Origin of the sequence: Streptomyces sp. ICBB 8177 (assembly GCF_003144095.1) — a bacterium.
Lineage (GTDB): Bacteria > Actinomycetota > Actinomycetes > Streptomycetales > Streptomycetaceae > Streptantibioticus_D.
Window position 1 is genome coordinate 622,586 of the sequence record NZ_NSKH01000003.1, and the last position, 13,228, is coordinate 635,813.

Below are 13,228 nucleotides of genomic sequence, written 5' to 3' on the forward strand. Positions count from 1 at the left end.
GCTGGGCTGCGGACGCACGCCTTCCCTGGCGTGGCCCTGTACTCGCCAGGCTATGTCTTTGTGAACGCGTGCACAAAGATGGTGTCCGATTTGCCCCTGTGAAGTGATGGGCATCACGCACCCCCGTCACGGCCGGAGGAAACCATTCGGCGGTCTCGTTCGTCCCCATTTCCGGCGCCCGCGAGGGGACGGAAACCGGCCCGCCGGGCTATCCAGCGGGCATCCGCGTCCGTCATATGCGCCGACACGGGCCACCGCACCGCGGCGGCCTCGGCCAGCTCCCCGCGGTCCTCGGGAGCGCACCGGGCGAACAGCTGCCCCGAGGCGCGCGCGTCGCCCAGCGCGGTGTGCGCGGCCCAGCCGGATATCCCCGCCGCGCGGGCGCAGGCGCGCAGGCTCAGGCCGTAGGGCGCGCCGAAGGACTCCTGCGCCAGCCGCATCGTGCACACGGTGGGGACGTCGGGCATCGCGATCCCGGCGCGGTCGAACTCGGCGGCGAGGAAGGCGCGGTCGCAGCCCACGTTGTGGCCGACCAGGACCCGGCCGCGCAGGAGGGCGGCGAGGCGGGCGGCGATGCCGGGGAAGCGGGGGGCGGGCAGCAGGTGGTGCGGCTCGATGCCGTGGATGTGGGTCGGGCCGACCGGGCCCTCGGGGTCGATCAGGGTGCTGAACTCGCCCTGGACGCGGCGCTCGGCGTCCAGCTGGACGACGGCGACCTCGACGACGCGGTGCCTGCGCGAGCTGGATCCGGTGGCCTCGACGTCGACCACCGCGTAGCCGGGAAGCACCCGTTCACCGTCCTTGCGTATGCCCCCAGCCCGAACAAAACGCCTCGATGGTAGTCGAAGGCAACCGAATACGCGACCAGGAGGAAAACCCGGGGAAGACGGCGTAAGACGCCCCGAAGACGCCCGTATGACCACGGAAGGCAACGCGACGGGAACGGGCCGTAGCGGCCCGTCCGACGGGAGGTGGGGTGCGAGGTCGGGGCCGGCCGGGTGGACGGGGGCGAGGCGCCCAGGCCTCATGCCGCAGCCGCACTCACGGCGACTCCGCGGGCGCTGGGCCCGGGCCGCGGGCCCATAGTCCGGCGCGGTCGCGCGGGGCGCGGGGCGCGGGGCGCAGCTCAGGCTCGGGCCGCAGGCTCGCGGCCCGGCGGAGCCGGAAGCGCACCCACCGAGACGCGGGCCGCAGGCCCATCGCCCTGGCGCAGCCGCAAGCCGCCGGCAGGGAGGGGAGCGAGCCGATCCCGTGCGCGGACCACAGGCCGACAGCCCGGCACCGCCGCAGCCAAAACGGCCCCGCGCTATCGCCAAGCGCGCGCACACAAGCCGCGGGCCCGCACACCAAGCCCGGGCCGCAGGCCCGCAGGGCACCGGGGTGCGGGCTCGTCCCCGGCAGGGGCCGCCAGGCCCCGGGTCAGGCCCCGAGCGCCTTGCGCAGGCGCCGTTCGTCGACGCGCCAGAAGTCGTGCTGTTCGCCGTCGATCAGGACGACCGGGATCTGCTCCCAGTACGTACGGAACAGCTCCTCGTCGCGCGTGATGTCCCGCTCCTCCACCGTCGCGCCCACCTCGGAAGCGACCTTCGTCACGATCGCCCGCGCGTCGTCGCACAGGTGGCAGTCCGGCTTGCCGATCAGCGTCACGACGCGGTCGGCGGGGTTCTTGGCGGCGCTGCGGCCGAACAGAGGGCTCACGCCCGCCATTGTCCCCCGCCCCGCCCGCGCGCGGCGTCCCGCCCGCGTACCCCGTCACACCCGCGTCCTGAGGAGTTCACGTCAGCGCGCGGCGCCCGTCCCTGACCGGTCGAACGCAATGGCTATGCTCGCCCTATGCCCGCTCTTGGATGGCTCACCGCGCGGCGCCGTTCCGCGAGTCCGCGCAGCGTGCTGGCCGGAGAGGCCGCCGCCGAGGCCGCTCTCGCGGTGCGCGAACAGGCGGCGCCCGCCGAGGCGGCCGACGACGCGCGCGAGGCGGAGGACCGGGAGTCCCGCTTCCCCGTCGCCGGGGACCCCAGGGCCGCCGCGTTCTTCGACCTCGACAACACCGTGATGCAGGGCGCGGCGATCTTCCACTTCGGCCGCGGCCTGTACAAGCGCAAGTTCTTCCACAAGCGCGACCTGCTGCGCTTCGCCTGGCAGCAGACCTGGTTCCGGGTCGCGGGCACCGAGGACCCGGGCCACATGGAGGACGTGCGCAACAGCGCGCTGTCCATCGTCAAGGGCCACCGCGTCGAGGAACTGATGGCCATCGGCGAGGAGATCTACGACGAGTACATGGCGGGCAAGATCTGGCCCGGCACCCGCGCCCTCGCCCAGGCCCACCTGGACGCGGGCCAGCCGGTCTGGCTGGTGACCGCCGCCCCCGTCGAGACCGCCACCATCATCGCCCGCCGCCTGGGCCTGACCGGTGCGCTGGGCACCGTCGCCGAATCGGTCGGCGGCGTCTACACCGGCCGCCTGGTCGGCGAACCGCTGCACGGGCCCGCCAAGGCCGAGGCGGTCAAGGCGCTGGCCGCCGCCCGCGGCCTCGACCTGGCCCGCTGCGCCGCGTACAGCGACTCCGCCAACGACATCCCGATGCTGTCGCTGGTCGGTCATCCGTACGCGATCAATCCTGACAGCGCGCTGCGCAAGCACGCCCGCGAACACGACTGGCGACTGCGCGACTACCGAACCGGCCGCAAGGCGGCCCGCATCGGCCTTCCGGCGGCGGCCGGCGTGGGCGCGGTGGCGGGCGGCGCGGTGGCCGCCGCCGCCATACAGCGCCGCAGGCGGTAGCCGGATCAACGGCCCCGCACGCGCGGTGCGGACGGCCGCGTCCGCACCGTCCGCGCGGGCATCCCCGTCCCGTACCCCGGCGCGGCCCGCGCCACTCCCCGGGCCGCCACATCGGCACAACACGCCCTGGTTCCGGACATTCCACGCACCCAAACGGTCAACTTAGGCCGCTCACCCCGTAATTGACCGGTCATCAATGCGATACGGAACGAGCGCATCCGGCTAATTCGGCAACTCGGTGTAGCGTCGTCTGTACGAAGCGTTATTCTCCTCAGACGCACACCGGTACCCACGCGTCCCTACGGCGGGTGAACGGTTCCGTACTGATCGTGATGGAAGTCCTGCATCTGGGAGTCCCGTGTACCCACTCGTCGGGGTTGACGCCTCGGGCCTGGCCGCGCTGCGGGCACAGGTTGCCGACCGCTTGCGCCAGGTCCTCCCCACGTACGCCGTCCCCGCGTACGCCGTCCCCGCAACCGCGTTCGCCATGGCCGCCGGCGGCACCTCCGCCGTCGGCAGAGCAGTTCCGCGCACCTCCCGCCTCGGCAGCCCGGCGGCGCAGCGCACCGGTACCCGCGCCCCCGGAACCCGGTCCCCCGGCGCCGGCGCCTCCTCGCGGCGTCCGCCCGCCGACAGCGACAGCCTGCGGATGATGGAACTGGTCGAGCGCGCGCAGGCCGGCGAGACCGAGGCGTTCGGCCGGCTCTACGACCATTACTGCGACACCGTCTACCGGTACATCTACTACCGGGTCGGCGGTAAGGCGACGGCCGAGGACCTCACGAGCGAGACGTTCCTGCGGGCGCTGCGCAGGATCGGCACGTTCACCTGGCAGGGCCGGGACTTCGGCGCCTGGCTGGTCACGATCGCGCGCAACCTGGTCGCGGACCACTTCAAGTCGAGCAGGTTCCGGCTGGAAGTGACCACCGGCGAAATGCTCGACGCCAACGAGGTCGAGCGCAGCCCGGAGGACTCGGTGCTGGAGCACCTGTCCAACGAGAGCCTGCTCCAGGCGGTCAAGAAGCTCAACCCGCAGCAGCAGGAGTGCGTGACCCTGCGCTTCCTCCAGGGCCTGTCGGTGGCCGAGACCGCCCGGATCATGGGCAAGAACGAGGGCGCGATCAAGACCCTCCAGTACCGCGCCGTCCGCACCCTGGCCCGGCTGCTGCCGGAAGACGCCCGCTGACCTTCCGGTGACCCGGCGCCGGAAGACGCCCGCCGACCCGAGGTCGGCAGGCGTCCGCTGGTCCGACGTCGGCAGGCGTCCGCTGACCCGGCACGCCCCCGCGCGCCGGGCCGAACTCCCCACCGCATAACGGAATTTCTGCATGTACCGGTCACATCATCAGTGCCGCGTAACCCGCGTGCCACGACGCTCGTTGCATGGAGTGCGGACTCCCCGTGGCCGCACGACGCCTCGCTCCACTCACTCGATCGAGTGGTCACACGCACCGTGCGCAACCCTCCGGGCGCCCGCGGGAGTCGAAGGTGATGACGAGAGGAGGTGCCGCCCGTGATCGGACAAGCAACGGCGCACCGGCGGGCGAACGCCTTCGCCCAGGGTCTGGAGTCGATGGAGTCGGCGGGCACGCGGCCGGCGGGCGAGAGGGAGTCCGCCGACGGCCATCCGGCGCACGCCGCGGACCGGCACGCCGACCCCCAGCAGGGTCAGCTGCTCGCCGTGGCCCGGGCCGTCACGGCCCTGCCCAAGCCGCAGATGGACGCCGAGACCAAGACGGTGCAGCGCGCCCAGCTGATCGCGGCCATGGAGGCGGCGATCGCCGACGGCTCCCTGGAGACCGCCGGCCGGGTGCCCGAGCAGCGCGCCACCCGCGCCGGTTCCCGCCGGGACCTGGGGCGGCTGCGGCCGCGGACCCGCTGGTCCCGGCGGCTGGCGGCGGGTGGTCTGGCGGTCGGCGTGACGGCCGGCGCGTTCACCGGCGTCGCCGCCGCCAGCACCAACGCGCTGCCGGGCGACACGCTCTACGGCCTCAAGCGCGGCATGGAGGACCTGCGCCTCGGCATGGCGGGCGACGACGCCGCCCGCGGCCAGGTGCTGCTGGACATGGCCTCCACGCGGATGCAGGAGGCCCGCCGCCTGATGGAACGCGGGCGTTCCGGACCGCTGGACGCCGAGTCGGTGCGCGAGGTGCGCGGCGCCCTGCTCGGCATGCACAACGAGGCGGCCGAGGGCCACCAGCTGCTCAGCGCCGCCTACAAGCGGGACGGCTCGCTCGCCCCCATCGAGGCGCTCAACGCGTTCCAGCAGCAGCACGGCGTGGCCTGGGACCAGATGCGCAAGCACCTGCCCTCGCAGCTGACCGGCGTGGGCGACCAGGTGACCTCGGTCTTCACCGCCATACAGCGCGAGGTCGCACCGCTGCGCCACCTGCTGCCCGCCACCTCCGGCGCCGTCCACCACGACACCCGGGGCGGCGGTTCCGAGAACTCCGCGCCCGGCGACAGCGGCCACGAGCCGTCCGGCGTGAGCGGCAGCCCGTCCGGCGACCAGGGCCGCACCGGCCACGGCAAGGGCAGCGCGGCACCGTCCGCGTCGACCACCTCGGGCCAGGGCCTGATCGGCGGCAACACCGGCGGCCTGCTCAACCCGGCCCCGACCAGCGGCAGCCAGCCCCCCGCCTCGGGTGGCTCGGGCAGCGGCGGCGACGGCAGGTCGCAGCCCGGTGTCACCGTGCCGCCGCTCCTGCCCGGTCTGCTGCCGGGCCTGGGCATCACCGGCGGGGACGACAGCAAGTAGCGCGTACGCACGCACTTATCGGAAGGCCCGCACGCTGGTTGCGCCGCGGCTCGGTCAGAAGAACACCGAGCGGCGGCGCACCAGCAGCTTGTAGAGCGTGTGCTGAATCGTTTCCCGCACCTGGTCGGTCAGGTTGAAGACCAGCATCGGGTCGTCCGCCGCCTCGGGCGCGTAGCCGTCGGTGGGGATCGGCTCGCCGAACTGGATCGTCCACTTCGTCGGCAGCGGCACCAGCCCCAGCGGCCCCAGCCACGGGAACGTCGGCGTCACCGGGAAGTACGGGAAGCCCAGCAGCCGGGCCAGGATCTTCGCGTCCCCGACCATCGGGTAGATCTCCTCCGCGCCCACGATCGAGCACGGCACGATCGGCACGCCGGTGCGCAGCGCGGTCGAGACGAAGCCGCCGCGCCCGAACCGCTGGAGCTTGTAGCGCTCGGAGAACGGCTTGCCCAGCCCTTTGAAGCCCTCCGGCATCACCCCGACCACCTCGCCGCGTTCCAGCAGCAGTTGGGCGTCCTCGGCGCAGGCCAGGGTGTGTCCGGCCTTGCGCGCCAGCTCGTTGACGAGCGGCAGCACGAAGACCAGGTCGGCCGCGAGCAGCCGCAGATGGCGCCCCGAGGGGTGGTGGTCGTGCACCGCCACCTGGGCCATCAGCGCGTCCAGCGGCAGCGTCCCGGAGTGGTTGCCGACCACCAGCGCGCCGCCGGCGGACGGGATGTTCTCCACGCCCTTCACCTCGACCCGGAAGTACGAGTCGAACAGCGGCCGCAGCAGTGACATCAGGACCTGGTCGGTCAGCTCCTCGTCGAAGCCGAACTCGTCGACCTCGTAGTCGCCGGTGATCCGCCGGCGCAGGAACGACAGCCCGCCCGCGACCCTGCGGTCCCAACGCCCGCCCAGCACGCGGTCGGCGGCCCCTGCGACCGCGTCGGTGAGGGCACCGGCTACCGCGCCGAGCGCGGAACCCGGCGAGGCGCTCTCCGGCTCGTCGGGGGCGTGCGCGCAAGGAGCGCCGGCGTCGCCGTCGTCCCTGGGCCCCTCCAACGCGGCCTCGGCGACGGCGGCCTCCCCGCGTGCGGCGCCTTCACGTGCGGTGTCCTCGCGTCCCGCTTCCCCACGTGCCGCGTCCCCACGTGCCGTGCCCTCACGGGTCCCGTCGTCGCGGGACGCGTCACCGCGCGCCGCCGCCTCGTCCGTGCGGACCGCCGCCAGGCCCGGGCGGCCGGTGGTCCTGCCCCGGGGCCGCCCGCCGCCTCCCGCCCGCGCACCACGCCGAGCGCGGGTGTCCTCGTCGAGTGGGATGACCTTGGCGTCCGCCATCGTGCGGCTCCTCCCGGTAGAACGCTTGAGGGTGCTGGAAGTGTCGGCGGTGCTCATGCCTCGTGCGGCAGCGCCGCGGCGATCCGGTCGACGGCCCGGGCCAGCCGGTCGGGCGGCAGGAGTCCGGGGCCCCGGCACGCCGCGAAGTCCTCGAACGTGCCCGCGGTGGTGTACCGCGGGGTGAATCCGAGCGTCTCACGCATCTGCGTGGTGTCCACCACCCGCCCGTGCGTCAGCAGCCTGATCTGCTCCCGCGAGAAGTCGGTCACCCCGACCCCGCGCAGCGCGGCGCCCACCCAGCGCACCGCGGGCAGCAGCACCGGCACGGTCGGCTTGCCCAGCCGCCGCGCGGTCTGCGACAGCAACAGCACGCCGTCGCCCGCGATGTTGAACGTGCCGCTGTTGAGGGTGCCGCGTTCCGGCTCGCGGGAGGCCACCCGCAGCACTTCCAGCACGTCGTCCTCGTGGACGAACTGCAACCGCGGGTCGTAGCCGAGGACGGTCGGCAGCACCGGCAGCGAGAAGTACTCGGCGAGCGGCGAGTCGGCGCTCGGCCCCAGGATGTTGGCGAACCGCAGCACCGCCACCGCCACGTCGGGCCGCCGCCGGGCGAACCCGCGCACGTACCCCTCGACCTCGACGGCGTCCTTGGCGAAGCCGCCGCCGGGCAGCGACTTGGGCGAGGTGGTCTCGCGGAAGACCGCCGGGTCGCGCGGGGCGGACCCGTAGACCGTGGTGGTCGACTTCACCACCAGCCGCCGTACGCTCGGCGCCTTCTGGCAGGCGCCGAGCAGCTGCATGGTGCCGATGACGTTGGTCTCCTTGACCAGCGCGCGCCCGCCCCTGGCGCGGCCGAGCGGCATGCCGGTCACGTCCAGGTGGACGACCGTGTCGACCGCGTGCTCGGCCAGCACCTTGGCGATCATCGGGTGCCGGATGTCGGCCCGTACGAACTCCGCGTCGCCGATGGGATGTTCCGGCGGCACGGAGTCCACCCCGATCACCCGGTCCACGCCGGGCTCGCGCTGGACGCTCCGGATGAACCGGCCGCTCAGCCGCCGAGCCACTCCCGTGACGAGCACGACGTTGCCCAAGGTCGAAGCCTTCCTTCTCACCCGGCTGTTCGAGCCACCGTTACGCCACCGTATCGGTTCGATATTGCGCTGTGGTGTCAGGGGAACGCGGGACGTGACGGACGATGTACGCCAAGTGTCGGCGCGGTGGCCCCCACGCACCACACCGGACGCGGGCGTTTCGGCCACGAACCACCGGGGCGGGCCCCACGTGGTGACGCCCCCGCCATACACCACTGCCCCCGGTCCGCCGTCGTATGACCGACGGTGGCCCGGGGGCAGGGAGAGCCCACGAACGGCTCGCTAACGCATGGCGCTCGCTCGCTTGGCCTTACTTCTTGTTACGGCGCTGCACACGCGTCCGCTTGAGCAGCTTGCGGTGCTTCTTCTTGGCCATGCGCTTGCGGCGCTTCTTGATGACAGAGCCCACGACTACCCTCGCTCACGATTGGAATCACTCGGTGCGGGGCGTCCGAGCCCACACGACCTACGTCGGCCAAGACTACCCGCCCGATCGCGGCGGACGTAATCCGGGGTGACGCCAGGCCGTCGGCGCGGGTGAACTCTAAGCCGATTCCACCCCCACGTAGGACTCCCTGAGGTAGTCGTGGACGGCCTTCTCAGGCACGCGGAAGGACCTGCCCACCCGGATCGCCGGCAGATGACCGCTGTGCACCAGCCGGTACACGGTCATCTTGGAGACGCGCATCACTGCGGCCACTTCGGCCACGGTCAGGAACTGGATCTGGCCGAGAGAACTTTCGTCTGTCGCCATGACAACACCTGAACCTTCCGCACATGACGGCCACCGGCTTCCCCTCCGGCGACTCGGGCACTCACGTGCGCTCTACACCAGACTAGGTGCGGGTGAGGCAAGTGGGGAAGAGGAGTACCGTTCGGTTGCCTACTGTGACAGACACGCTCGATTGAGTACATAGCGAGTAAGCGGCCGGTAGTAATCAGATCGCACAGCGTCATCAAGCGGAACGGCGACCGCCACTCTCCCCTCCGCCTCACCGACGAAGAGCGCCGGATCGTTGACGTCCGCCAGCCCGATCGCCTCGACCCCCAGCTGACCTGCCCCGCAGACCCATCCGTGGTCACCGATCACCAGCCCGGGCAGCGGCCCCTCACCCTCGGCGGCGGCCGCGAGCGCCGCCCGGACCGGCAGCGGCGAGTGGCTGTGCGCCCCCGGACCGCTCCCGTTCGCGCCGCCGTCCGCGGGGCGCACCACGGCCACACCGTGCAGGTAGTCCAGGGTGTGGGTACGTAGCCCGAATCGGGTCGAGATGTCGATACATCGACCGTACGCGGGGGTGAGTACCGGACAGCCCGCCGCCGACAGCGCACCCGCCAACACGGCGTAGAACCCCAGGAGTCGCTGCGGGTGCCCGGTCCCCAGCAGCACCGGCGACCGCTCCCGCGCGGCCGCCCCGATCCGGCCCGCGAACGCGTCCAGCGCCGCCACCGTACGGTCCGGGTCGATGAACTCCTGCCCGGTGACGCGGAACGGATCGGGCGAGTTGCCGCAGCGCTCCGACATCAGCCGTAACAACTCGCCCCGGGTCCAGCGCCCTCGGGGATCGAGCCCGATCAGGTAGCGGGGGTCGCGCTGGGCGAACAACTGGTAGCTGCGCAGGCTCGACTCCCGAGCCGTGGCCACCGGCCCGGCGAGCCGGGCGGCCAGCAGATGCGCGCGCAGGGCGCAGGCACTCACCATGTCCCGATGCTGACCCATACGCGGCGGACTACACCGACATGTCGCCAAATCCCCCTCTTTTGAGGGTCTTTCGGACCAGCCGCACACGCTGCCGGGCCGCGTCATGACGCGGAAGCGGCGGCGGCCTCAGGGCAGCAGTCCGTGCGAGGGGAAGACCGCCCGCCGTGTCGCCAGGATCGCCTGGTCCAGGCGATCGGCCGGGTCGTAGCCCTCGTCGAAGTCCCGCCACTGCGGCGTGCGTCCGTCCGTCATGCGCAGTGGCGCGCTCTGCCGCGCCCTGCGGTAGACCTCGTGCCGCCACTCCTGCGGTGTCTCGGTCTCGGGCGCGATCGGCGCACCGGCCGCCAGCGCCACCAGGTGCGTCCAGGTGCGCGGTACGACGTCCACCACCGCGTACCCGCCGCCGCCCAGCGCGACCCAGCGCCCGCCGGTGTGCTCGTGCGCCAGCTCGTGGCAGGCCTCGGCGACCGCGCGCTGCGCGTCCAGACTCACCGCCAGGTGCGCGAGCGGGTCCTCGAAGTGGGTGTCCGCGCCGTGCTGGGTGACCAGGACCTCGGGGCGGAACGCGGCCAGAAGCGGCGGCACCACCGCGTGGAACGCCCGCAGCCACCCCTCGTCGCCGGTCCCGGCGGGCAGCGCCACGTTGACCGCGCCGCCCTCCGCCGCCGCGCCGCCGGTCTCCTCCGGCCAGCCGGTCTGCGGGAACAGGGTGCGCGGGTGCTCGTGCAGCGAGATCGTCAGCACCCGCGGGTCGTCCCAGAACGCGGCCTGCACGCCGTCGCCGTGGTGGACGTCCACGTCCACGTACGCCACCCGCCGCGCGCCCAGTTCCAGCAGCCGGGCGATGGCCAGGGCCGGGTCGTTGTAGACGCAGAAGCCGGAGGCCGCGCCGGGCATCGCGTGGTGCAGGCCGCCCGCGAAGTTGACCGCGTGCTCCACCTCGCCGTGCCACACCGCCTCGGCCGCCCCCACCGACTGGCCCGCGATCAGCGCGGACACCTCGTGCATGCCCTCGAACGCCGGATCGTCCTCCGTGCCCAGCCCGTAGCCGCCGTCCGCGCTCTTCGGATCGGCCGAGGCCCGCCGCACCGCGTCGATGTAGTCCGGCCGGTGCACCAGGCGCAGCGTGGACTCGCCGGCCGCCCGGGCCGCCACCACCGGCACCCGCCCGGGCCCGGCACCGGTCAGCTCGAACGCCTCGACCAGCGCTCTGGTCAGCGCGAGCCGCACCGGGTCCATCGGGTGGCCGGACCCGAAGTCGTAGCCCGTGACCGCCTCATCCCACATCAACCGCGCGCGCCCGCTCATGCCCGACACCGTATCGGTCCGTTTTGCCACCGAACGAACGGGCGTACAGCAGTGTCGCCAGCACCAGCACCATCGGCACCAGCATGGCGCCCCGGTAGCTCCACGCGTCGCCGAGCCCGCCGACCAGCGGCGATCCCACCAGGAACCCCACGTAGTTGAAGACGTTGAGCCGCGCGATCGCGGTGTCGGAGGCCTGCGGGAACAGCCGCCCGGCCGCCGCGAACGTCTGCGGCACGATCACGCACAGCCCGAAGCCCAGCACGGTGAAGCCGAGCATCCCCATCCACGGCCCGGTCGCCGCCGCCACCACCGCGAACCCGCAGGCCGCCAGCACCGACCCGAACCGCACCACCGGCGCCGGCCCGAACCGCCGCACCCCCAGGTCACCGACCGCCCGCCCCAGCAGCGTCGTCACCATGTAGACGTTGTACGGGACGGTCGACAGCTGTTCGGAGCTGTGCAGGATGTCCTGGAGGTACTTCGCGCTCCAGTTGGAGACCGTCGAGTCCCCGATGTACGCGAACGCCATCACGAAGCACAGAGGCAGCAGCGGCCGGAACGACAGCGCGGCGGCGGTCCGTTCCTCCTCCTGGAGCGCCTCGGCCACCTGCGGCTGCTCGTCGACGAACCACCTGCCGGCCACCACCGCGACCGGGATCAGCACGACCACGCTCGGCGCGTACAGCGCGGCCAGCGACAGGTGCCAGTGCGCCCCGACCCACGCCAGCGACGCCCCGACGATCCCGCCCAGGCTGTACGCGGCGTGGAACCCCAGCATGATGCTGCGGCCGTACGCGCGTTGCAGGCTGACGCCGAGCATGTTCATCGAGGCGTCCAGCGCGCCGACCGTGATGCCGAACAGCGCCAGGCCCGCGGCGCACTCCCACAGCCGGCTGCCCGACCCGGAGGCCAGCAGCGCCAGGCACACCACCGGCTGCACGCACCGCAGCACGACCGTCGGCCGCACCCGTTTGACCACGTGCTCGGTCGTCACGCTCCCGACCCCGGCGAGGATCGGCACGGCGGCGAGGAAGACCGGCAGCAGCGCGTTTGATATCCCGTAGCGGTCCTGCAACGCGGGGATGCGCGTCACCAGGAGCGCGAAGACCGCCCCCTGCACGAAGAAGCTGACGGCGAGCGATGCCCTGCCGCGCCGAAGCCGTGCGTCCACGTCCACCTCCGCGTCCCGTTGGAGGTGGAGCGTACGGGGAGGGGCGCGTTTACGGGAGAGAGATCACGCTACTGATTGGTATCCGATGCGGAGAGGCCGCGGGCACGGGCTCCCGCCAACAGACCCGGCAGCTCGGAGGGGTGGGCGTACAGGGCGGTGGTACGGCCCAGACGCTCGGCCGGCGTCATGGCGACGAAGCCGATCACGTCCATCCCGGCGGCGACGGCGGCCCGGACGCCGAGCGGGCTGTCCTCCACGACGACGCAACGTTCCGGGGCGACGCCCATCGAACGGGCCGCGTGCAGGAAGAGGTCGGGGGCCGGCTTGCCGCGTCCGACGTCCTGTGAGCTGAACAGACGCGCGTCGTCGAAGTACCGCGTGAGCCCGGCCGCCCGGTGCCCGACCCGGATTCGCTCATGGCTCCCGGACGACGCCACACAGTACGGCACCCCGTCCGCGTCCAGCTTCTCCAGCACCTGCGCGATCCCGTCCACCGGCCGCAGCTCACGCTCGAACGCCTCGAAGACGCGGGCGTGGAAGACGTCGTCGAATTCCGCGGGGAGCGTGCGGCCCGACCGCTCGAGTACGACGTCGTGAACGCGGTGGAGCGCGGCGCCCATGTAGTCCCGGACGGAGTCCTCGTAGGTGGTGGGGTGTCCGAGCTCGGTGAGGTAGCCGGCGAGTATCCGGTTCGACAACGGCTCGCTGTCCACCAGCACACCGTCGTTGTCGAAGATCACGAGGTCGTAGCGCATCGCTCTACTGTAACGAGACAACGCGAAAAAGCCGCTGGCCTGTGACGGAACACCATCACAGGCCAGCGGCTGAAGAATTGTTCGGCGGCGTCCTACTCTCCCACAGGGTCCCCCCTGCAGTACCATCGGCGCTGAAAGGCTTAGCTTCCGGGTTCGGAATGTAACCGGGCGTTTCCCTAACGCTATAACCACCGAAACACTATGAAACTGTGAACCATGACCATGGTTCGTTGTCTCAGAACTGACATAGTGGACGCGAGCAACTGAGGACAAGCCCTCGGCCTATTAGTACCGGTCAACTCCACCAGTCACCTGGCTTCCATCTCCGGCCTATCAACCCAG

Annotated in this window: 13 protein-coding genes and 2 rRNA genes; 3 read left to right on the forward strand and 12 right to left on the reverse strand. The window is 72.2% G+C overall.

Features of this window, described 5'->3' with window-relative positions; all coding sequences use genetic code 11:
- Positions 1-113: 113 nt before the first annotated feature.
- On the reverse strand, positions 114-788 hold the full coding sequence (locus CK485_RS05655) for a 3'-5' exonuclease (RefSeq protein WP_241968147.1): 675 nt from the start codon (positions 786-788) through the stop codon (positions 114-116).
- 631 nt (positions 789-1,419) lie between these two features.
- The gene (locus CK485_RS05660) at positions 1,420-1,707 is read right to left on the reverse strand and encodes a glutaredoxin family protein (RefSeq protein WP_199239232.1); all 288 of its coding nucleotides are present in this window, start codon (positions 1,705-1,707) and stop codon (positions 1,420-1,422) included.
- A gap of 126 nt (positions 1,708-1,833) precedes the next feature.
- Here CK485_RS05660 and CK485_RS05665 point away from each other — a divergent pair, with 126 nt between their 5' ends.
- The 3 genes from CK485_RS05665 to CK485_RS05675 all read left to right on the forward strand — a co-directional run bounded on the left by CK485_RS05665 (position 1,834) and on the right by CK485_RS05675 (position 5,539).
- Positions 1,834-2,781, forward strand: coding sequence for an HAD-IB family hydrolase (locus CK485_RS05665; protein WP_109447504.1), 948 nt, complete (start codon positions 1,834-1,836; stop codon positions 2,779-2,781).
- Positions 2,782-3,139: 358 nt separating this feature from the next.
- Positions 3,140-3,967: an ECF subfamily RNA polymerase sigma factor, BldN family gene (locus tag CK485_RS05670; RefSeq protein WP_109447506.1), complete on the forward strand. Its 828-nt coding sequence runs from the start codon at positions 3,140-3,142 to the stop codon at positions 3,965-3,967.
- Positions 3,968-4,294: 327 nt separating this feature from the next.
- Entirely contained in the window at positions 4,295-5,539 is a 1,245-nt protein-coding gene (locus CK485_RS05675; RefSeq protein ID WP_109447508.1) for a DUF5667 domain-containing protein, read from the forward strand.
- A gap of 54 nt (positions 5,540-5,593) precedes the next feature.
- Here the strand turns inward: CK485_RS05675 and CK485_RS05680 are convergent, their stop codons facing one another.
- From CK485_RS05680 to CK485_RS05725, 10 genes are all read right to left on the reverse strand, one after another.
- Positions 5,594-6,859, reverse strand: coding sequence for a lysophospholipid acyltransferase family protein (locus tag CK485_RS05680; RefSeq protein WP_109447510.1), 1,266 nt, complete (start codon positions 6,857-6,859; stop codon positions 5,594-5,596).
- 53 nt (positions 6,860-6,912) lie between these two features.
- Entirely contained in the window at positions 6,913-7,953 is a 1,041-nt protein-coding gene (locus CK485_RS05685) for an NAD-dependent epimerase/dehydratase family protein (protein ID WP_109447512.1), read from the reverse strand.
- A 310-nt stretch (positions 7,954-8,263) separates the two neighbouring features.
- A complete protein-coding gene (locus tag CK485_RS05690) occupies positions 8,264-8,362 on the reverse strand; it encodes an AURKAIP1/COX24 domain-containing protein (RefSeq protein WP_003948845.1) in 99 nt (32 codons plus the stop codon).
- A 135-nt stretch (positions 8,363-8,497) separates the two neighbouring features.
- The gene (locus CK485_RS05695) at positions 8,498-8,707 is read right to left on the reverse strand and encodes a helix-turn-helix domain-containing protein (RefSeq protein WP_109447514.1); all 210 of its coding nucleotides are present in this window, start codon (positions 8,705-8,707) and stop codon (positions 8,498-8,500) included.
- 129 nt (positions 8,708-8,836) lie between these two features.
- Positions 8,837-9,652: a phosphatase gene (locus CK485_RS05700; RefSeq protein ID WP_109447677.1), complete on the reverse strand. Its 816-nt coding sequence runs from the start codon at positions 9,650-9,652 to the stop codon at positions 8,837-8,839.
- 126 nt (positions 9,653-9,778) lie between these two features.
- Entirely contained in the window at positions 9,779-10,960 is a 1,182-nt protein-coding gene (locus CK485_RS05705; RefSeq protein WP_109447681.1) for an acetoin utilization protein AcuC, read from the reverse strand.
- Positions 10,929-12,131 (reverse strand): MFS transporter, encoded by a 1,203-nt coding sequence (locus CK485_RS05710; protein WP_109447679.1) that lies wholly within the window; start codon positions 12,129-12,131, stop codon positions 10,929-10,931. Before CK485_RS05710 ends, CK485_RS05705 begins: the two co-directional genes overlap by 32 nt.
- Before the next feature lie 68 nt (positions 12,132-12,199).
- Positions 12,200-12,886: an HAD family hydrolase gene (locus CK485_RS05715; RefSeq protein ID WP_109447516.1), complete on the reverse strand. Its 687-nt coding sequence runs from the start codon at positions 12,884-12,886 to the stop codon at positions 12,200-12,202.
- 79 nt (positions 12,887-12,965) lie between these two features.
- A 5S ribosomal RNA gene (gene rrf / locus CK485_RS05720) occupies positions 12,966-13,082 on the reverse strand.
- 69 nt (positions 13,083-13,151) lie between these two features.
- Positions 13,152-13,228 (reverse strand): 23S ribosomal RNA (locus CK485_RS05725); the annotation flags it as partial.

Bases quoted from the DNA above. Each gene is read 5' to 3' on its own strand.
- CK485_RS05660 (WP_199239232.1), bottom strand. From the start codon at position 1,707: ATGGCGGGCGTGAGCCCTCTGTTCGGCCGCAGCGCCGCCAAGAACCCC.
- CK485_RS05665 (WP_109447504.1), top strand. From the start codon at position 1,834: ATGCCCGCTCTTGGATGGCTCACCGCGCGGCGCCGTTCCGCGAGTCCG.
- CK485_RS05680 (WP_109447510.1), bottom strand. From the start codon at position 6,859: ATGGCGGACGCCAAGGTCATCCCACTCGACGAGGACACCCGCGCTCGG.
- CK485_RS05695 (WP_109447514.1), bottom strand. From the start codon at position 8,707: ATGGCGACAGACGAAAGTTCTCTCGGCCAGATCCAGTTCCTGACCGTG.
- CK485_RS05700 (WP_109447677.1), bottom strand. From the start codon at position 9,652: ATGGTGAGTGCCTGCGCCCTGCGCGCGCATCTGCTGGCCGCCCGGCTC.
- CK485_RS05705 (WP_109447681.1), bottom strand. From the start codon at position 10,960: ATGAGCGGGCGCGCGCGGTTGATGTGGGATGAGGCGGTCACGGGCTAC.
- CK485_RS05715 (WP_109447516.1), bottom strand. From the start codon at position 12,886: ATGCGCTACGACCTCGTGATCTTCGACAACGACGGTGTGCTGGTGGAC.